Source organism: Jeotgalicoccus psychrophilus DSM 19085 (genome assembly GCF_000425845.1).
In the GTDB taxonomy this organism is placed as follows: Bacteria; Bacillota; Bacilli; order Staphylococcales; family Salinicoccaceae; genus Jeotgalicoccus; species Jeotgalicoccus psychrophilus.
This window is the reverse complement of the sequence record NZ_AUEF01000010.1, coordinates 1-20,696: the sequence shown is the minus strand read 5'-3', so window position 1 is coordinate 20,696 and position 20,696 is coordinate 1. Positions and strand designations below refer to the sequence as shown.

18 protein-coding genes and 2 pseudogenes are annotated in these 20,696 nt (G+C 40.2%); 7 read left to right on the top strand and 13 right to left on the bottom strand.

What is annotated here, in order from left to right:
• Positions 1 to 585: 585 nt before the first annotated feature.
• The gene (locus tag H625_RS0105120; protein WP_026858960.1) at positions 586 to 2,340 is read right to left on the bottom strand and encodes a GMC family oxidoreductase; all 1,755 of its coding nucleotides are present in this window, start codon (positions 2,338 to 2,340) and stop codon (positions 586 to 588) included.
• Positions 2,340 to 3,149 (bottom strand): gluconate 2-dehydrogenase subunit 3 family protein, encoded by an 810-nt coding sequence (locus H625_RS0105115; RefSeq protein ID WP_026858959.1) that lies wholly within the window; start codon positions 3,147 to 3,149, stop codon positions 2,340 to 2,342. Before H625_RS0105115 ends, H625_RS0105120 begins: the two co-directional genes overlap by 1 nt.
• Positions 3,150 to 3,375: 226 nt before the next feature.
• On the opposite strand from H625_RS0105115, the gene H625_RS13210 reads away from it, so the two are divergent.
• Both H625_RS13210 and H625_RS0105105 read left to right on the top strand, forming a co-directional pair.
• Positions 3,376 to 4,056: a hypothetical protein gene (locus H625_RS13210; RefSeq protein WP_051238983.1), complete on the top strand. Its 681-nt coding sequence runs from the start codon at positions 3,376 to 3,378 to the stop codon at positions 4,054 to 4,056.
• Between the two features lie 112 nt (positions 4,057 to 4,168).
• Positions 4,169 to 6,313 carry a DNA topoisomerase III gene (locus tag H625_RS0105105; protein WP_026858958.1) on the top strand — a complete coding sequence of 715 codons (2,145 nt, stop codon included), beginning with the start codon at positions 4,169 to 4,171 and terminating at the stop codon, positions 6,311 to 6,313.
• Between the two features lie 155 nt (positions 6,314 to 6,468).
• Here H625_RS0105105 and H625_RS0105100 read toward each other — a convergent pair whose 3' ends face one another.
• Together H625_RS0105100 and H625_RS0105095 are read right to left on the bottom strand one after the other, a co-directional pair.
• On the bottom strand, positions 6,469 to 7,155 hold the full coding sequence (locus H625_RS0105100; RefSeq protein WP_026858957.1) for a phosphoribosylaminoimidazolesuccinocarboxamide synthase: 687 nt from the start codon (positions 7,153 to 7,155) through the stop codon (positions 6,469 to 6,471).
• A gap of 141 nt (positions 7,156 to 7,296) precedes the next feature.
• Positions 7,297 to 8,676 carry a YjiH family protein gene (locus H625_RS0105095; protein WP_026858956.1) on the bottom strand — a complete coding sequence of 460 codons (1,380 nt, stop codon included), beginning with the start codon at positions 8,674 to 8,676 and terminating at the stop codon, positions 7,297 to 7,299.
• Positions 8,677 to 8,820: 144 nt separating this feature from the next.
• On the opposite strand from H625_RS0105095, the pseudogene H625_RS13420 reads away from it, so the two are divergent.
• Positions 8,821 to 9,105 (top strand): annotated as a pseudogene (locus H625_RS13420) (Na+/H+ antiporter NhaC family protein); the annotation flags it as partial.
• Positions 9,106 to 9,140: 35 nt separating this feature from the next.
• Here H625_RS13420 and cuyA read toward each other — a convergent pair.
• The 3 genes from cuyA to guaB all read right to left on the bottom strand — a co-directional run bounded on the left by cuyA (position 9,141) and on the right by guaB (position 13,296).
• Positions 9,141 to 10,136 (bottom strand): D-cysteate sulfo-lyase, encoded by a 996-nt coding sequence (gene cuyA / locus H625_RS0105085; protein ID WP_026858955.1) that lies wholly within the window; start codon positions 10,134 to 10,136, stop codon positions 9,141 to 9,143.
• 131 nt (positions 10,137 to 10,267) lie between these two features.
• The gene (gene guaA / locus H625_RS0105080) at positions 10,268 to 11,812 is read right to left on the bottom strand and encodes a glutamine-hydrolyzing GMP synthase (RefSeq protein WP_026858954.1); all 1,545 of its coding nucleotides are present in this window, start codon (positions 11,810 to 11,812) and stop codon (positions 10,268 to 10,270) included.
• A 14-nt stretch (positions 11,813 to 11,826) separates the two neighbouring features.
• Positions 11,827 to 13,296, bottom strand: coding sequence for an IMP dehydrogenase (gene guaB / locus H625_RS0105075; RefSeq protein WP_026858953.1), 1,470 nt, complete (start codon positions 13,294 to 13,296; stop codon positions 11,827 to 11,829).
• A gap of 260 nt (positions 13,297 to 13,556) precedes the next feature.
• Here guaB and H625_RS0105070 point away from each other — a divergent pair, with 260 nt between their 5' ends.
• Positions 13,557 to 13,937 (top strand): hypothetical protein, encoded by a 381-nt coding sequence (locus H625_RS0105070; protein WP_026858952.1) that lies wholly within the window; start codon positions 13,557 to 13,559, stop codon positions 13,935 to 13,937.
• Positions 13,938 to 13,954: 17 nt separating this feature from the next.
• On the opposite strand, the gene H625_RS0105065 is transcribed toward H625_RS0105070, so the two are convergent.
• Together H625_RS0105065 and H625_RS12600 are read right to left on the bottom strand one after the other, a co-directional pair.
• Entirely contained in the window at positions 13,955 to 14,515 is a 561-nt protein-coding gene (locus tag H625_RS0105065; protein ID WP_084135751.1) for a YfbU family protein, read from the bottom strand.
• A 284-nt stretch (positions 14,516 to 14,799) separates the two neighbouring features.
• Entirely contained in the window at positions 14,800 to 15,537 is a 738-nt protein-coding gene (locus tag H625_RS12600; protein ID WP_035785228.1) for a helix-turn-helix domain-containing protein, read from the bottom strand.
• Between the two features lie 126 nt (positions 15,538 to 15,663).
• On the opposite strand from H625_RS12600, the gene H625_RS0105055 reads away from it, so the two are divergent.
• Positions 15,664 to 16,251: a general stress protein gene (locus H625_RS0105055; protein WP_026858950.1), complete on the top strand. Its 588-nt coding sequence runs from the start codon at positions 15,664 to 15,666 to the stop codon at positions 16,249 to 16,251.
• Positions 16,252 to 16,315: 64 nt separating this feature from the next.
• On the top strand, positions 16,316 to 17,053 hold the full coding sequence (locus H625_RS0105050) for a class I SAM-dependent methyltransferase (RefSeq protein ID WP_026858949.1): 738 nt from the start codon (positions 16,316 to 16,318) through the stop codon (positions 17,051 to 17,053).
• A gap of 15 nt (positions 17,054 to 17,068) precedes the next feature.
• Here H625_RS0105050 and H625_RS0105045 read toward each other — a convergent pair whose 3' ends face one another.
• Both H625_RS0105045 and solA read right to left on the bottom strand, forming a co-directional pair.
• Positions 17,069 to 17,965: a VOC family protein gene (locus H625_RS0105045; protein WP_026858948.1), complete on the bottom strand. Its 897-nt coding sequence runs from the start codon at positions 17,963 to 17,965 to the stop codon at positions 17,069 to 17,071.
• 71 nt (positions 17,966 to 18,036) lie between these two features.
• Positions 18,037 to 19,185 (bottom strand): N-methyl-L-tryptophan oxidase, encoded by a 1,149-nt coding sequence (gene solA, locus H625_RS0105040; RefSeq protein WP_035785226.1) that lies wholly within the window; start codon positions 19,183 to 19,185, stop codon positions 18,037 to 18,039.
• A 390-nt stretch (positions 19,186 to 19,575) separates the two neighbouring features.
• On the opposite strand from solA, the gene H625_RS0105030 reads away from it, so the two are divergent.
• Entirely contained in the window at positions 19,576 to 19,932 is a 357-nt protein-coding gene (locus H625_RS0105030) for an MmcQ/YjbR family DNA-binding protein (protein ID WP_026858946.1), read from the top strand.
• Between the two features lie 54 nt (positions 19,933 to 19,986).
• Here the strand turns inward: H625_RS0105030 and rpsR are convergent, their stop codons facing one another.
• Both rpsR and H625_RS12595 read right to left on the bottom strand, forming a co-directional pair.
• A complete protein-coding gene (gene rpsR / locus H625_RS0105025; RefSeq protein ID WP_026858945.1) occupies positions 19,987 to 20,226 on the bottom strand; it encodes a 30S ribosomal protein S18 in 240 nt (79 codons plus the stop codon).
• Between the two features lie 150 nt (positions 20,227 to 20,376).
• Positions 20,377 to 20,562: pseudogene (locus H625_RS12595) on the bottom strand (PadR family transcriptional regulator); the annotation flags it as partial.
• Positions 20,563 to 20,696 lie beyond the last annotated feature (134 nt).

Below are 20,696 nucleotides of genomic sequence, written 5' to 3'. Positions count from 1 at the left end.
TTTATCTTTTTAATTAATGACTCTTTCTTTTTATACCTGCTTGTCCTTTGCACTTGTTATTCACCCTTTCAAAACGCAGGCAGGCGGTCCATGTCGAGCACGGGCCGCCTGTTTCAAATTTTTATTGAAATGTCTTCCCGCGTATACTATGAATCTTAGTCAGATGAAACGCTGCTTGCAGATTCGCTTGATGTACTTGAATGTGAATCTGTTGAGAAATCATTTGATACTGCCGGTTCAATTTCTTCGAAATAGTTCATGATTTTTCTCCCCCCTTTCGCTTTTAACATCTTTCAGAATACTTGATTGTATTCCTCTCGTTAGTCAGATGAAACGCTGCTTGCAGATTCACTTGATGCACTTGAATGTGAATCCGATGAGAAATCATTTGATACTGCCGGTTCAATTTCTTCGAAATAGTTCATGATTTTTCTCCCCCTTCGTTTGTGTTACCCCTATCATGCCCTCGGATAGTTAAGTGTTAGTTATCAGAAAATTAAAACTTGATTAAAATTAAAACGCTTCTCTAATAATATGCAAAAAAATACCTCCCCCGGTTAAATACGGAAGAGGATTTATATTATTTTATGCTTTCATTGTTTTACTTATCGCTGTTGCGAGCTGACCGCCTTCATCGAGGAATCGTTCAACACCTTCAGCTGCTCTGTAGGCAAGTGCACCGATTGTCGGTGTCGGGTGGTGGCTGCCGAACTGCGGGAATGCAGATCCGCCGACAACGAACAAGTTATCGACATCCCACATCTGCATGTAGTTGTTGACTGCTGATGTTTCTGGATCGTCTCCCATCACTACACCGCCTGTGTAATGTCCGCCGGAAAATACATGGTTAAATTCTTCGGCCACTTCATCATCTTCAATAATGTCTGCGCCCATTTCTTCCATGATTTCATGACATCTGTCGATCCCGAATTGAGCTATCGGCTTTTCATTTGCACCGAATTTATACGTAATGCGGAGTAATGGATCGCCGTACTCATCTTTGTACGTCGGATCCAGATCCACATAGTTATGCCAGTATGACATCGCAATGCTCGAATACCAGATGCGGAGTGCGCTGTACGCGTATTTCAGCGATTCAGCTTTATAGTCCGCACCCCAGTTTGATACTTCTCTCGTATAGTTGCTGCTGCTTGAAATCGCTCCGAACCCGTACTGTCTCAGTTCAATCGCGCCCCCGCCGATAAAGTCCAGATCTGTATGATCGAAGTTATCTGCAGCATAATCGTTTACTGCAGCACCAAGTGCGCCGGCTCCCATGTACAGATTGAATTTCTCATTTTCAAAAAATCCTCTGACACCGTGGAATGCTGAGTTGTACTGACCGTTAAAGTTACGCCCAATCAGTCCCTCTCTCGTTTCAGGGTCATACTGTTCCCCGATATCCGACAGCATTAACAGTCTGTTATTAGTAAATGCGAAGGCAGCAAGTACGACCACATCAGCTGGCTGCTCGTACTCTTCACCTGTTGTTTCATCCACGTACATTACACCTGTCGCTTCATTGCTGTCTTCATCGTAAAGGACACGGCGGACGTTTGCACGTGTACGGAGTTCGAAGTTATCGTGTCTCATTGCTGTCGGAATTACTGTTGCCAGCGGATCTGATTTAGCATCAAAGTCACACCCTGCTCTCGTACAGAACGAACAGTACATACATGCATTCAGCTTTTCCCCATCCGGGTTTTCGTAGTTCTGCGACATGTTTCCTGCTGCAATTTGGAATGGATGCAAGCCTAAGTTCGTCGCTGCGTCTTTAAACATTTTTAATGATGGCGTTTCGTTTAACGGCGGGTTCGGCCAAGGTTTATTACGCTCAGGTGCCAGTGGATCCTGCTCTCCTGAAATACCCGCTGTGTCTTCCCACTTCTCATAATAAGGTTCCAGTTCCTCATATGTAATCCCCCAGTCTTGAAGGCTCATATCATCCGGAATCTTGTCTTCTCCGTATTTTTCAATCGTCTGACTGCGGATTTCAAATTCATACGGCCAGTATCTGTAAGATGCTCCTGCCCAGTGGACACTCGCACCGCCAAGATCTGTCCCCATCTGGTTATCCGCCATCGTTCTAACCGGCAATGCTGTATCTTCAATTTCGTTTCTCGAAGTTACAGTATCTCCTTTTAAACTCTGCATAATTTCGTAGCGATTATCAAAACGGAGCTCATCTTTTACTCCGATATAGTCACTTCTCGTCGCGTGACCACCTTTTTCAAGACCCACAACGTTTTTACCTGCTTTGGCAAGCTCTGCACTGACGATACCGCCAGCCCAGCCCATACCGACAACAACAGCATCAACTTTCTCGAGTACTTCAGCCATTACATTCCGCCCCCTTGGTATGCTCTCAGACTTTCTGGTTCCATCTCAACGAATTCTTCGGAAGTAATTTCATTCATCCAGCCCATACGCGGTCCCGGATATTGAATCATCTTCCAGCCTTCCATGTTTTTATTGCCGCCGTAAACCGGGTCGGCATAAACACCTTCGATTGTCGTATTGCGAAGCAGTGAGAAGAATGCTTCTGCGCGCATGCCCGGTACATCCACATCTCCGGATTCAAATGCTTTCAACACTTCATCCTGAGTATCTCCATCCAGTTTTACAAACTCTTCATCATGTTCCTCAAGAGCGTACTCTCTTAAACGGCGGATACCGAGAATGAACATTGCACCGCGATCTAATTTCTCCTGACGCCCGTGCGTATCCGAAGCCATAGGCTGGAAAGGGCCCATGCGGTAATCTGTACCATTTGTACCCCAGGTACCGTAAAGCTGTTTATCGATAAAATACGGCACACCGAGTTCAATTGCACCTGGTCCATTATCGTCTTCAGGATAAATTCTTTCTGTCGCTGCTGCGAGTGCTGCGAAATCTTCCTGTCTGCTGAAGAAAGTGCGTGCTGCAAACTCAGGAGTTTCAGCGCCGGCTTCACCACCTGCAGTTTCTCCTCCCGTGTCTGTTTCAGCTGACTCCGGATTCTGATCTGAACCGAACTGGAAACCTGTTAAACCGCCGAGCAGCGCACCGCCGGCAATTCCTCCTGCTGCAACACCGGTCGTTTTGAGGAAATCACGACGCGAAAACACTTTTTCTTTGCTGGTATTGTTACCTGATTCTTCTTTAACCATACAAGCCATCCCCCTCTTTACTGTGATTAAATAATATAATCGTGCTTACACCGAGTTTAATACTCATTCACAAAGTTGTCAAAATTATTACGAAAGTGAAAATCTATAATGTAAATATATTTATCAGTAATATTTAAGAAATATATGTAACATAATTTCAATAGTTCATTAATAGTGTTAATTTGACCATAAGAAATAAAGTTAGATATTCAGGAAGGGGATTTTCATGAAGAAAGTAACTTTATTGAGTTCATTATTAGTCGCAGGAGCAGTAGCGTTTACAGGAGTAAATGGCACAGCACAAGCGGACGAAATTGAAATAGATGGTGCGAAAACGGTATCCGCAGAAGTAGTTGAGCAACACTTTGACATTGACGGAGACGGATGGGCAGACGGCGGATACTCTTACGATTGGATGCCTCAGGAACAGCAGGACAGAATTATAGAACAACACGATAAACAGCAAGCTGGAGAAATAACTCAAGCGGAAGCTAATGAAATAATCGCACAAGTTTTTGATGAAGAGTACGCACTTCTTAACGGATCTGGCAATAACTACGATCGGTTAAAAACGGATGAAGACAGCCTTATAACATTGGCACAACACGCTCCGAAAACATTAAATTATACACCGCTTAAAAACGAACCTTACGATTATCACTTTGTCCGTGACAGCCATGAGTTCAACTTCACTTATGACGGCAACGCATGGACATGGGGATATGACGAAATAGAAAATGATTATACTGACAAAGAATTAATTGATTTAGTGCATAACAACCCTGAAGTTTTAGACGAAAAACCGGTTAAAGACGGCGCTTATGACTTTAAGATTTCAGATGACAAATATGTTTATCACTTCGCTTCAAATGGCGAAATGTGGGAATGGTCATATGTAGAAAAATAACTTCAGATAATTTAAGAATGAAACATACCGTGGGCTATGCCTGCGGTATGTTTTTTTCTGTAAAACCAGTATAATTAACAAATAGATTATATGAACGAGAGGATGAATATTTTTGGCAAAAAGTCTTGTACTTGCTGAAAAACCTTCAGTTGCACGTGATATTGCACGTGTGCTGGATTGCAGTAAAAAAGGTAATGGTTATTTAGAAGGAAATAAATATATTGTAACGTGGGCACTTGGACATTTAGTCACACTTCAGGATCCTGAGAAATATGATACAAAATATCAAAAGTGGGATTTAAATGACCTTCCGATGATGCCGGCTCCATTAAAATTGACTCATATTCCAAAAACGACGAAGCAGTTCAAAGCTGTGCAGTCGCAGCTGAAGCGTCAGGATGTCGATGAGATTATTATCGCAACAGATGCCGGACGCGAGGGTGAACTCGTTGCCCGCTGGATTCTCGATTATGCGAAAGTAAATAAGCCGGTAAAACGTCTCTGGATATCTTCAGTCACTGATAAAGCGATTGCGAACGGCTTTAAAAATCTTCAGCCTGGAAATAAATACATCAACCTTTATCAGGCCGCCGCTGCAAGAAGTGAAGCTGACTGGTATGTCGGTTTAAATGCGACGCGTGCATTGACGACAAAGCACAATGCCCAGCTGAACTGCGGCCGTGTACAGACACCAACACTCTCAATTATCCAGGCACGTGAAGAAGTCATTAAAAACTTTAAACCGAAAACATTTTACGGTCTGGACGTCATTACTGACAAACTGACGTTCAAATGGACAGAGGGTAATAGCTACTCTACTTTTGATGAAGCTAAAATCGATAATATCAGCAAAAAACTAAACGCTGATTCATTAACGGTTAAAGACGTTCAGAAGAAGCAGAAGAAACAATTCTCTCCGGGTCTGTATGACTTAACTGAGCTGCAAAGAGACGCCAACAAAATTTTCGGTATGTCGGCAAAAGAAACACTGCAGACGATGCAGGTATTATATGAACGCCATAAAGTACTGACTTATCCGAGAACAGATTCTAAGTTTATCTCGGAAGATATTGTGGACACTCTAAAAGAAAGAGTCGAAGTGAGCGGTATCGGACAGTTCAGCAAAGTTGCAGCACGTATTTTAAAAGCACCAATTAAAACAAACAGCTCCTTTGTAAACGACAATAAAGTGAGCGATCACCATGCGATTATTCCGACGGAAAGCACAGTCTTCCTGGCTGATTTCACAGAACGTGAAAAACGTATCTATGAACTTGTTGTGCAGAGATTTATGAGCGTGCTGCTTCCGCCGTACGAATATGAAGTGACAACAGTTACTGCGGAAATTAACGACGAACAGCTTGATGCGAAATACAACAGAGTGTTAAATCAGGGCTTTAAAATCGTCTATAAAGAAGAATCATCTGATATTACGGCGGATGTGAATAAAGGCGATACACTGAATGTGAAAAATGTTAAGAAAACGACGGGAGAAACATCACCACCTGCACGTTTCACAGAAGCATCATTGCTGCAGGCCATGGAAAATCCGGCGAAATACTTCCAGATGGATCAGGAACATAAGAAAACACTGGTTGAATCCGGAGGACTCGGCACTGTCGCAACACGAGCAGATATTATCGATAAGCTGTTCAATACGTTTTACTTAGAAAAGAACGGACAGGCAATTAAACTCACTTCAAAAGGCAAACAGCTTTTAGATCTGGCGCCGGAGATTTTAAAATCCCCTGTCACTACTGCACTGTGGGAAAAACAGCTTGAGCAAATCGAAACAGGCAAGATGAACAGAAAGAAATTTATCGAAGATATGAAAGAACATACTAAAGACATTGTCGCAGAAATTAAAAACAGCGATAAGACATTTAAACACGATAATCTGACAGGCAGAGAATGCCCGGAATGCGGCAAGCCGCTGCTCGAAGTTAAAGGTAAAAAAGGGAAGATTCATGTCTGCCAGGACAGAGAATGCGGATATAAACGCAACGTTGAAAAAATCACGAACGCAAGATGTCCGAAATGTAAGAAGAAAATGACACTGAGCGGATCAGGCGACGGACAAATATTCAGATGTACATGCGGTCACCGCGAAAAAATGTCCAGCTTTGAAGCACGGAAGAAAAAAGAAAATAAAGGCCGTGTGGATAAAAAGACTGTTAACAAATACATTAATCAAAAAGAAGAACCGATTAATAATGCTTTGGCAGAACAACTGAAAAAATTAAATCTGGATAAATAAAAATAATCCTCTGGCAGTCACTTAAAGTGCATGCCGGAGGATTTTGTATTTAATATTCCAGTTTGGTGATAAGTATTGCATAAAATGATGACTTATCACCAAAAGAGCCACATCTGCAGTTATGTACTGTAGGTGTGGCTCTTTAATTTTATATATTAATTATCGAACATATATCCATTTAATTTCAACGGTTCAATATATTCTCCGTCTTTATATACACGCATGTTGCCGCCTGAAACTTCATCAATCAGGAGGACTTCTCCTGTTTTCTGATCACGTCCGAATTCCAGTTTGATGTCGTATAAGTCCAAGCCTTTTTGTGCCAGTTCATCTTTAATGACTTCACTGATTTTAACTGTTAAGTCCACGATTTCTTTGTACTCGTCTGCATTTAAAATATTCAGTGCTTCCAGTGCCGCTTCATTAATAAACGGATCCTGTCTTTCATCGTCTTTTAAAGTGACTTCAACATATGCCGGCAGTTCTGCGCCTTCTTCAATATAATCTCCGTAACGGCGAATAAAGCTGCCCACCGCTTTAAATCTGCAGATAACTTCCAGCCCTTGACCAAATATAGAAATTTTCTTAACACGCATTTCACGTTTCTCTACATCCGAATCAACAAAGTGTGTCGGAATGTTTGCTGCGTTTAACTTTTCAAAGAAAAAGCTCGTCATTTGAAGTCCTGCTTTACCAGATCCTTCTACTTTTAATCCAACCTGGTTTTCACCCGGATCAAATACACCGTCTTTACCTGTCATATCGTCTTTAAAATAAAGTACAGTCTGTCCGTTTTCATCCTGGTATACATCTTTAGTTTTGCCTTTGTAAACTAAATCCATCTGTAAAAACCTCACTTATTATTCTGAATGCAAATCTTGTAAACTGCTTTTCAAGCTTAATTAATATATCTCAGTTTAACAAACATTTAACAGATAGTAACTAGTATTACGCATAAAAATTTGAATATTCAACATACATTTTTAAAAGATAATAAAATGCGCTATAACTACTACGATTGGCAGCGTGATGATTGTTCTGATTAAAAAGAGTGCGAGCAGCTGCCAAAAGTTAATAGGAATTTTTGAGCGTATCAGCATAACGCCAATTTCAGATAAGTAGATAAGCTGTGTTAAAGATACTGCACCAACTACAAATCTCGTGAGTTCACTTTCAATTCCGCTTGCCAGGAGTGCCGGTAAAAACATATCTGCGAAACCAACGAGTAATGCCGGTGCCGCCTGAGCTGCTTCCGGAATTTGCATCCACTCTAATACCGGGATTAATGGATATGAAATAATATCAAAAAGCATTGTAAATTCAGCAATAACCATAGCAATCGTACCGATACTCATAATGACCGGCAGCATTCCGAGCCATATGTCTAATGCACTGTATACACTGCGGTTTACGAGCTGACCTACTGAGTCTGCTTTTTCTGATTTATTGACCGCTTTAGTATATGCCCACTGCAATGTTGTATAACCAGTTGGCACGTCTTCTTCGATTTTTTTATCGGCACCCTCGTAATAATCCTCGCTGATACGCGATAAAGGCGGAATTCTCGGACATATTAATGCCGCCGCTAACACACCCACTGTTACCGTCAAATAAAATGGTATAAACATATGAGCCAAATCGAGAATGGTTGCAATGATTAGTGCAAAAGCGATAGAAGTAATCGTAAAGCTCGTGACAATTACCGCCGATTCACGTTTTGAGTAATATCCATCTTCATATTGGTTTATCGTAATCAATATGCTGACCATGTTGTTCCCCATCCATGATGCAAGTCCATCGACTGCTGAACGTCCCGGCAGCTTAAATAGCGGTCTCATAATTTTTTGCGCCATTGTACCGAGCCACTCCATCAAACCGAAATCTACGAGCAGCGGCAGCAGCATGCCCATCACGAGCGTCCATATAGCGAGAATCGGTAAGAGTCCGTTTAGTACTTCCCCGCCGGAAGCGTCACTAATCAGCCAGCCGGGACCTACCTGAAAGTAGACCATCACTGCAAATATTCCGCCGAGAATTCTGACGATTAACCAGAACGGATGAACGACAACCAATTCTTTGAATCTTGGTTTTTCTGTAATCCAATCGGGTTTAGCGAGTGTTGCATATGTAGACAGAATTGCTGAAATTGCCAGCACGATTACCAGTAATTCAACTAAAAATGGTGCTGCTGTATTTTGAATAAATTCAGCCATTACGCCAATCCCTACAAGCCATTGATCACCGTATGGAAATGGTATTAAAAATAACAATACTCCAATTAAAGAAGGAATGATGAATTTCCATGGAATTCCCTTTGAATGAGGCGCTGAGTTTGCTTGTGAATTTACATCATCTTTATACATATCTGGCCCTCTCTCCTTTATCTTTATGCAATTTAGTTAATTTTTACTATACATAAATGAAAAGACTAAAGCCAATGAATTTTCAGATAATATTGTTTTGCGCTCATAAAACAATTTTAGAAAACGCTTTCTTTATGTATAATTGAAAATAATCTGCACTCTAAAAACTTATCCCGTTCACTTGAAGACGGTGGCACACTGACTTCCGTATTTGTTCCATGGAACACCTGCGGCGTCTTCATTTACGGTACACTCGGCGTGTCCGCCTTAGAATACGCACCATTTGCAATTCTGAACTTTACTGTACCTGTTATTGCATTGATATTAGCAGCGACAGGATTTGGTATTGCTAAACTAACATCAGCAGAACGCGATGCATACCTTGCAGAACACTATCCTGAAGAGCAGAAGAAACCTGTAACAACATAAAAACCTTGGGCTGATTGCCCAAGGTTTTATCATTTTTACTGAAATAATGAAGAATAGTTAAATAATGCCGGAGAACCTCCGGTATGCATAAATAAAACTTTTTCCCCTTTTTTAAAATAACCCTGCCGAATTAAATCAATTAACCCCGCCATAGTTTTACCTGTGTATACAGGGTCCAATAAAATACCTTCTCTTTGAGATAAGAGCTTAACGGCCTCTATCATACCATCGGTAGATAAGGAGTACCCGGGACCGATGTAATCATCAAAAATTTTAACCGAACTTTTCTCAATTCTATTTTTTATATTTAAATAGTCAGATGTTTTTTCAACTAACCTATACACATTTTCTTCCTGGACACTCTTTTCATTATTCACACTGATACCTACAATCGGGATGTTGTGACTACTTTCTGCCATTCCCGTGAGCAGACCTGCATGTGTCCCAGCGCTGCCGGTCGGCGTTATAATGTAATCAATATCTATAGAACTTTCGCGCAGCTGTGAATTTATTTCTTCTGCGCAGGCCACGTATCCAATTGCCCCTATTTCATTTGAACCGCCCATTGGAATAATATAAGGTTTTTTCCCTTCTGCTTCTACTTTTTTTGCCAGCTTCTCCATTTCTCTAACCATATCGGAACCACCTGGAACTACAGTTTTACTAGCTGCATTCAGTAGGTTATACAGAAAATTATTACCGTTAGCTTTTGGATTGTAACTATTAGGCACTCTTTCTTCCAGCACGAGATGACAGTCTAATTGTTCTTTCTTCGCTGCTGATAAAGTTAATCTGCAATGATTGGACTGTACCGCTCCACAAGTTATCAAAGTGTCGGCATTATTCTTTAATGCATCAGCAACTAAAAATTCCAATTTCCTCGTTTTATTACCGCCACCGGCCAGCCCGAGATGATCATCCCTTTTTATAAAAATATCAGGACCATTTAAAAGTTTAGAAAGGTTTTTTAAATATTCAATCGGTGTCGCACCATAAGTATATTTCCTTCTGGGTATACTTGTTAAATCCATTCTGACGACCTCCAATATTTTTTATTAACTTGCGCGTCATCTTTATGTTTGATAGTAATATACCCTGTTAACTATTAAATGAAATAAATAGAGCCAAAAACCTTGTATCAAGGCTTTTAGCTCTCGTAAAATTATTCCCACTCAATTGTCGCTGGTGGCTTGCTCGTCACATCATATACTACACGGTTGATGTGTTTCGTTTCATTGACAAGGCGTTTAGAGATTTTCTCCATAACATCCCAGTCAATTCTTGCGAAGTTACTGGTCATTCCGTCCACACTTGTTACAGCTCTGATACCGATTGTATAATCATACGTTCTGTAATCGCCTGTAACTCCGACTGAGCGAATATTAGGCAGTACTGTGAAGTATTGCCAGATATCTCTTTCAAGTCCGGCTTTCGCGATTTCATCTCTTAAAATCCAATCGCTTTCTCTAACAATTTCTAATTTCTCTTCAGTAATTTCACCTAGTACACGGATACCAAGTCCCGGACCCGGGAACGGCTGTCTCCATACAAGGTGTTCAGGAATACCCAGTTCAACACCAAGTTCACGGACCTCATCTTTGAACAGTGTATTCAGCGGTTCAATCAGTTCAAACTGCATATCTTCTGGCAGTCCGCCCACGTTGTGGTGAGATTTAATTGTCGTTGCTGTTTCCGTACCTGATTCAATAATGTCAGTATACAGCGTACCTTGTGCAAGGTAATCCACGTCTGTCAGTTTAGATGCTTCGTCATCGAATACGTAAATAAATTCGTTACCGATGATTTTACGTTTTTGTTCCGGATCCGATACACCTTTAAGTTTGGACATAAAACGATCTTTCGCATCTACTTTAATGATATTCATATTGAAGCCTTCACCAAACTGCTCCATCACCATATCGCCTTCTCCCTTACGAAGGAGACCGTGATCTACAAAAATACAAGTCAGCTGATCGCCGATTGCCTTATGCAGAAGTACAGCTGTTACAGATGAGTCTACCCCGCCGCTCATCGCACATAATACTTTTTTATCGCCGACTTGTTCACGGATTTTATCGATTTCTATGTCGATAAAGTTCTCCATCGTCCATTCGCCGGTACAGTCGCAAATATCTCTAATAAATGTCTTTAGGAATTGTCTGCCGTTTGCAGTGTCTCTTGATTCCGGATGGAACTGTACACCGTAAAATGGTTTTTCATCGTGTTTAACTGCTGCATTTGAGCATAATGCTGTTTCAGCAATTACTGAGAATCCTTCACCCAGTTTCGTAACTTTGTCACCGTGGCTCATTAGTACTGATTCAATCTTATTCCAGCCGGCAAAAATATCGACTTCATTGTTAAGATTCATTTCAGTCACACCGGATTCTTTTTGATCCGAGTTTACCACTTCTCCGCCGTTCAGCTGCATCATCAGCTGCATGCCGTAGCAGATACCAAGTACAGGAACACCGAGGTCAAATACAGCAGGGTCTACTGTAAATGCATCGTCTGCATATACAGAACGCGGTCCGCCTGACAGAATAATTCCTTTTGGTTCGAGTTCTTTAATTTCTTCAATCGTGATACTCGGATTATGCAGCTCACTGTAAACGCCAAGTTCACGAATACGGCGTGTAATTAACTGGTTATACTGACTGCCGTAATCAATTACTAAAATAAGTTCCTGCTCTTTAGCCATTTCCATGAAAGAATTACTCCTTATATACTGTAGTTTGGTGCTTCTTTTGTAACTTGAACGTTGTGCGGGTGACTTTCAATCAGACCTGCACCTGTAATTTTAACGAACTGTGCATCTTCTCTTAATGCTTTAAGGTCCTGGCTTCCTGTATAACCCATACCTGAACGCAGTCCGCCTAAGAGCTGGTAAATTGTTTCTGATAAAGGTCCTTTATATTCCGTACGTCCTTCAATACCTTCCGGAACGAATTTCTTCGCTTCAGTGTCTTCCTGGAAGTAACGGTCTTTAGAGCCCTGCTCCATTGCACCAAGTGAACCCATACCGCGATATGTTTTGTAGCGGCGTCCCTGGAACATTTCAGTTTCTCCCGGAGATTCTTCAGTACCTGCTAACAGACTGCCGAGCATTACAGCATGTCCGCCTGCAGCTAATGCTTTCACGATATCTCCTGACAGTTTAATTCCGCCGTCTGCGATAATCGATTTGCCGTGTTTGCGCGCTTCCGTTGCTGCATCATATACTGCCGTAACCTGCGGCACACCAACACCTGTAACCACACGTGTTGTACAGATTGAACCTGGACCGATACCGACTTTAACGACATCGACGCCCGCTTCAATCAGTGCGCGTGTACCTTCAGCTGTAGCCACGTTACCTGCGATTAAAGTCGTATCCGGGAACTTGCTGCGGATATCTTTAATTGCATCGAGGACTCCTTGTGAGTGACCGTGTGCAGTATCGATAACCAGCGCATCTGCACCGCCTGCGATTAATTCTTCTGCACGTTTTTCTGTTTCTTTCGCAATACCAATTGCCGCTGCAACAAGAAGTCTTCCTTGATCATCTTTTGCAGCATTTGGGAATTCGATAACTTTTTCAATATCTTTAATCGTAATTAACCCTTGAAGCACGTTATTATCATCAACTAACGGCAGTTTTTCAATGCGGTGCTTTTGTAAAATACGTCCAGCATCTTCTAATTTTGTACCGACAGGTGCAGTAATCAGATTATCTTTTGTCATAACCTCGTCGATTGTCATTGAGAAGTTTTCGATAAAGCGCATATCTCTGTTTGTAATAATACCGATTAATTTTTTTTCTTCCGGATTATTAACGATAGGTACGCCGGAAATTCTGTATTTGCTCATCAGATGTTCTGCTGCAAATACCTGCTCTTCTTTTGTCAGGAAGAATGGGTCTTTAATAACACCATTTTCCGAACGTTTAACTTTCTCTACTTCATCACGCTGACGTTCGATAGACATGTTCTTATGAATAACTCCAAGGCCGCCCTGACGTGCTACTGCAATCGCCATTTGTGATTCAGTTACTGTATCCATTCCCGCACTGATTAAAGGAACGTTTAATTTCAGATTCGGTGCCAGTTCGACACTTAAATCAACCTCTTTAGGTAATACTGCTGAATGAGCCGGCAGAAGTAATACATCATCAAATGTAAGTCCTTCTTTTTTAAACTTATCTTCCCACATAAAAAACTGCCTCCTGATTATAATAATTTGTCGTATACTGCATCTGGTATAAAATATTAATTTCCCTATTATAACAAAATACGAACTGTCAAACAATAAAGCGAACTTAATAAATATGTCTTATTATAAAACACTATCGAAAGATATGAAAGGCGCTCTTAATGTTCGGAATTTTATGAATTCAATGCGGCTGCGAAAGTTTGAGAAATTATCCCGGAGGGAATAGATAAATAACAAATATTTATTTAGAGGTGAACGTAATGCAATACATTGAAAAGTATACTTCATTGGATGAAATTTTAGAAAGAATTGACTTATTAAAACAGGAAGAAAACTACTATGAAGAAGATTTTAATATTTTAGGTCTTGCAGATCTTGAACCCGACTGGATCGACTACATGGGCTGTACGTATAATCCTCATTCAAACAGCATGTCTTTTAAAGATTTTTTCACACAGAATGTAAAAGCGGAAGATTTCCTGCATGGTTCAGGTCTCAACCCTGACCTTGTCAGAACACATTTGAAGACGCTGGAGGATGGAATGTTTCTGCTGGCTTTTGACGATACATCATTAAACCGTGAAGTGAACCGCAACAGTGTTGAATCCGAAATAGAAAAAGGACCGGGCGATAATTTCTAATTATCCCCGGTTTTTTCTTATAATAAAAATTTAATCTGCTGCTCGCGACGGATACAAATATCCCTTATCATATCTTTCGTCAAATATAAATTTCTTTTATACCGCTCGTACGTCAGCATCATTTCACGATAATGACTTAAAGTTAAGGGCAGCCCCTCTTTAAAAATCGGTACACGGTATTTATTTGTTCTTACCAAAAATATGTAATAAGACAAATGCGCAGATAATGATGCCTCAAAACCGCAAAACTTCGTGTAGTATTCCAAAGCTGCAGCATTTGCCTCAGCTTCCGGCAATACCGACAGTGAAATAGAAATATGATCGAACATTTCCATTAAAAACAAGACTTCAATCGAAACCTCAGCCGGCACCGTCTCGCCCGTTACTCCGATAAAATCCAGCACTTCATAATAATTCAGCTCAATCCCCTGTCTTACAATATCCAAACAGTAATGGCAGTAATCGATGTAATCATTATCCGTACTTCTTTGCTGCATACTTTCCAATGAACTGATCAGCTGAATTTTCCCTGCTGTACTGATAAAATCCAGGCTGTCAGATGGCATGATGCTGCTCATTTAAAATACAACTAATAGACAGTCGTGTTTATTATGCTGAGGAAAACCTTCAGCATCGGCTGCCGTATTTGAAAAAAATAAAAGCGCGATTAAACCGAGAGACATGAGGAACTTTTTAAATATACTTTTCATGTGTCATAACCTACTTTTTATAATTTTCTCTGTGTTAATTTTTATGTATCAGAGTATTTTAATTATAATAAATCTACTTGTTAGATAACTAACTAAATCATCGTCATTTCCCATATATGATAAATTGTTTGTTCTTTTCAAACAACTTTAATTTATTTTAGTTCATCACGTGCTCTTTTTTCTATACGTTCAATTTTTTCGAGCAGAAATGTCGATTCATTCCGTCTCAACAAACATTTTGCTCTTTCTGCGTAAGGAAGTATTTTACTGTACTCTTTTGTACTGGCATACCCTCTCATAAGATTAATGTAGAGCTTCACAGCTGTCCGATAATACACTTTATCAGTATTTTTGCTGTAAATCTGTACAGCTTTAATATAATAATTCAGACCGCCGCTCCCATCACCGTAAAGTACATTGCCTTTTGCCATATACAAGCCTGCTTTTAAATATTCCAATGAACTTTTATCTTCAATACGCTTAATCGCTTTGTCGAGAGACTTAAGCGCCTCATCAAAATTATTCTGCTGCTTAAATAAAATCGCCCGGTGCCAGTCGTAATACACAGACAGTTTATTGTTGCTCCGCCATTCATGCACTGTTAATTTATTCAGCACACCTTCTATTAACTCCAATTTGGAATGTTCTCTGATTAAATCGAGCTCTTCCGTTATTTTCATATCCACTGCCGGAGTCAGTCTGATCACTACATCTTCAAGTGTTAAATCCAGCACTGTCATTACTTTTACAACATAAATAAAACGAACATTCTCCCCTTTTTCCAATCGGCTGATTGTCGACACCGAAACCCCTGTTTTCAGTGACAATGATTTTTGAGACACCCCGTATTCCTTACGGCGAGATATAATTGCTGAGTTGTTTATCTGCATAGCTTTCCCCCTTATTTACAATATATAGGAAATTAGAAATATCTGTCAATAAGGAACATTATTTAGAGTTTCACAAAAATCATTTAGGGTATAATTCTAATAAAAGAACGTGATGGAGGATTGAGTATGACAACAATTGAAATTTATTCAAATACCAGTGAACTCAGTGATAAAATTTACGAACTGCGTGCAGAAGGCGTGAAAGATTCCAATATGACAGTCGTTGCCAAAGACCGTTTTAAAGCGACGTTTTTAAGATACACACGCGTCCCTTTTAAAAAAGCGGACGGTACGATGTGGGATAAAGTTGCTGCGAAGTTTTTAGATGAAAACAGGGAAGAACGCGTTGCTTCCCAATTAAATTTAACAGGTGAAGACCACGCGACGTTCAGAGAAGCAATCGACAGCGGGAATATTTTGCTGCTTGTACGTACTGAAGAAGAAAAAGTGAAACAGGACGAAGCTGCAGCAGGCGAGCCTGCAACACAGGAACAGGCATTGAAAGCATACGGACTGCAGTCGGAGCAGCCGCTTCAGATTGAAAAAGATACAGAGGAAACTAAAACGACAGCTAAGAAAAAACACGACAGCTATATGGATGCTGCAGAGATTATCCACGAAGACGGCAGCAGACGTACCGTTGAACTCGATGGTAAATCATTTACGATTGTGAATATGAAAGAAGAACTTTCGGATACAAAAGAGGGTAAATAAAATCGTAATATATCAATCTCCTATAAAATTTTTATAGGAGATTCTTTTGTCAGGGGGCATCAGCATGCAGAATCAGTACGATGAAGATACTTTCTTTAATATGTATAAAGAAATACGTCATTCACCGTTAAGCTACAATGAAATTGTTGAGTTTCCGGAAATTAAACGATACATGCCTGATTTGAATAGCAAACATGTACTGGATATCGGCTGTGGTTTCGGCCATCTTTTAAAGTATATGAAGATATTTGAACCCGCATCAATAACAGGCATCGATCAGTCAGAAAAAATGATTAGCCATTGTCGTGCCGATGCCGATTTAAGAGATGCCATGTTCATTCAAGAAGATATTTTGTCGTTATCATCATCTGATCAATATGATTTCATAATATCCTCGCTAGTATTTCATTACATTGAAGATTTTGATTTACTTTCGAAGAAGTTATACGAACTTTTGAGCGGCGGCGGACAGCTGCTGTTTACGATTGAACACCCAATCCAGACCGCAACAGTAGAAAAAGACCTTGTTATGAAAGATGAACAGGGTATTTATGCACGGGTCGACCATTATTTTAAAGAAAGTATTCGTGATTCTCACTGGAGTAACGGCATTATTATTAAAAAATATCATCATAGAATAGATACAATCTTAAACAGCCTTATTCAAAATGGTTTCCAGATAGAAGCAGTAAAAGATTTAGGTGATGCAGCTGAAGTATTTGATTACTATTCAGACGAAAGAATTCATAAGCTGCAGACCTTTCCTCCGTTTCTGTTAATTAAGTGCAGAAAGGTAAAATAACCTCCGAGTTGGAGGTTATTTTTTGTTATACGCTTCTTCAAGCTGCTCAATATCAAATTTTTTCATTTTAAGAAATGCCTGTGTTACACGTGCAAGCTGCTCAGATGTTCCATGTTCAAACATATCGTCCATCACTTTCGGGACAATCTGCCACGATACACCGAACTTATCTTTCAACCAGCCGCACTCTTCCGCCTCCGGCACTGCCGATAACTTTTCCCAGTACTTATCAATTTCTTTCTGATCGTCACACTTAACAAGCAGTGAAATACCTTCTGAGAAATTAAAATCATGCTTATGTCCGCTGTCTTTAAACGCAAAACGTTTCTTGCCGAGTCTCGCTTCAGCATGCATAATCATGTCATCAGTATCAGGTTCCATACCCGGCGGGAAGTTTAATGATGCAAGATGCTCACTCTTCTTAAATGTATCGACATAAAGCTTCATCGCTTCTTTCGCTTTGCCCTTGTTGCCATTCGCAAACATTAAAGACGGGACAATATTGTTTTTACCGCTGCGATGCTCACGCAGCCACAACTGCCACGATGTCCCGTACTTATCCTGCACCCAGGCATACTTGTCGTTGAACGGATACTTATCCAGCGGCATTAAAACCTGCCCGTCTTTCTTAAGTTCTTTGTACAGTTTATCTATCAGTTCTTCATTTTCTTTATCTACCTGCACGATAAAAGAGATTGACGGGTTCTTTACAGCATACGGTCCGGCACTGATTGCCATAAACTCATAGCCCATCAATTTGAATACCATCTGCGTCGCATCACCTGAGGGCGTATCCGCTAACGTATCTTTCGCAATAATTTCAGAATCCGGAAAGATTGAAGTGTACCATTGGACTGCTTCTTCTGCTTCTGTATCAAACCATAAATGCGGAACAACTTTTTGATATTTCACACTGCCATCTCCTTTGAATTGAATGCATTAATCATGCAAATTATAACTCAATTACAATGAAATCAATAATATTATGACAGAAGGGTTTCATCCGGTTTTGAAAAACGACTGAGCTTAAATGTAGAAATATCGTGCGTTGTTGTACCGTCAACTGATAAATCAGACAGAATCGAACCAATGGCACTGGCGAACTTAAATCCATGTCCTGAAAAACCGCCGGCCAAAATAATATTGGGGTTTTCAGGATGCACATCGATAATGAAATCATCATCCGGCGTCCGGGAGAACATACAGACTTTCCCATCGATCAGTTCGCCCGCAGCCTGCGGCATATAACGCTCAAGGAACGCTCGATCATCATTCTCATCCTGCTCGTATGCACCATATTCACGATTCAGTTCATCAGGTTCACAATTGATATCGTTGTCCATACTGCCTAGCTTCACACCGTAATCATCGAAATCGGGGAAACCGTAATAGAGACCATGATCTTTCGTATCGAATATGTAACACGGGAAATCATTGCCGTAAAGATTGTCTTCATGCGGTTTAAACCAGCTGATTGTTTTACGTACCGGCTGAATTTTTAAATCAAGTTCAGGCAGTAATTTCGGCAGCCAGGCTCCTGCAGTGACAATAACTTTTGCTCCGTGGTAAGTATCTTTATCAGTTTTAACAGTGATAAAATTCTCTTCCTGTTCAACAGACACAACCGCTTCATTCTCGTGAATCTCAGCACCGTACTTAAGCGCTTCATCCTTATAAGCCGTCAAGCAATCCTCACTGAATAAAAATCCGGCACTCGGGTCAAAACAGCCGATATAATCATCCGGAATATCTAGACCGCGCCATTTATCCGTCAATTCATCCGCAGTCATTACTTTGTATGGAATATTATTGGAAATCGCACTTTCAATGGCCATTTCAACAAACTCAGAATCCGGATATCCGATAGTAATCGCACCAGTCTTCCTGTACAGCTCTTTCCCCACAGAGGTCTCAAGTTCGGCCCATAACTTCAGAGACTCCAACGCAAGTGGCACGTAACTGCTGCCGTGCCCGTAACTCAATCTGAGCATCCTCGTCACACCATGATGACTCGCCATCTGATTCGGAATTTCATACTTATCCAGTACCAGTACGCTCGCACCCTGTTTCGCTCTGAAATAAGCAGCTGCAATACCCATCGAACCGCCACCAGCAACAATTACATCATACATACCAATACGCCCCTTTTTATATTTTTCGTAAAACTGTGAGGTAATGTTTCCCAGATAGTAGCATTTATTTATAAAAAATGAAAGAATATTCAGTCATTAAATTATTTACGGTGATATATAATTCTGAAAGTCTTAGTGATAGTGTATATAAATCAAATATCACAGAGGAGTTCTCAAAATGGCAATTAATGACCAGACCTACTCCCATTGCTTCATATTATTCTTAGCGTTCATTAAGGTATATTCAATTTTAGAAATAGAACAGAAGAAAACAGACCGTTAGATACTTTAGTAATGTTTGAAACAGTCTACAGTAACTAACCGGGTTAACAGAAGTTATGATTAAATTAAAACTTTAAAGGGTAAATTTGTATAAAGAGAGGGGAAATCATGCTTAAAAGAGATGATATTTTCGATTTCGTTAGTGAGAGATACGATATTAAACCAGATTATCCCTGGGAAAAATATAATGACTATGCGACTTTAAGACATCATGACAATGAAAAATGGTTTGCTTTAATAATGAACATTACAGGAGATAAAATCGGACTGGATAACGAAGACGAAATTGATGTCCTTAATTTAAAAGCACGGGAGGAATTTATCGGACCGCTTAGAAAACAAAAAGGTATATACGAAGCATATCATATGGATAAATCAAACTGGGTAACGATTAACCTGAATGAAATAACGAGTATTAATAAAATTAAAGATTTAATTGCAGAAAGCTTTGAGCTGACAGCATAATATTGAATAAAGAAAAACCCCCGATATCTAAGATATCAGGGGTTCAGTAATTTCTTACTGTTCTTCTTTAACGTATGGTAATAATGCCATGTGACGTGAACGTTTGATAGCACCAGTTAACTGACGCTGATACTTCGCTGAAGTACCTGTTACACGTCTAGGAAGAATTTTCCCACGTTCAGAAATGAACTTTTTAAGAAGTTCTACTTCTTTGTAGTCGATGTGCGTAATGCCGTTTGCTGTGAAATAACAAACTTTTTTACGACGACGACCGCCTCTTCTTGGACCTGCCATAGTAAGCCCTCCTCTACAGATTAGTATATTCGACTGTGTGGATCGAATATTGTAATCCATAACTTAGTTATTTACTAAACGTGTGTTTTATAATGTGTGTATGTGCACGATATATATTACAACTTTTATGGTAAAAAGTCAATTATTAATTTTTCGCTTCGGTCCACCGCTGTCAGACTTCACCATTCTCGTATTTATGTATTTTTCACTTATATTCGGAAAATCATGACCTTCCAATTTCTTTGTAATTTCATAAGCGTACGTCTCTTCTTGAGAAATGAGCCCCAATATCGCTCCGTCCAGCAAACCTTTCATAATCTGATCACTGACTGACATTGCCGGTCTCCTAATTTAACTATATTGTAATGACAGGTAGTTAGTTTTATATTCCGAGTTCCTTCACGTGAATCATGAAGGGATTCGGAGTCGCGCGGAACCCGTCACCAAATCCGTGAAGGCATCCAGACACG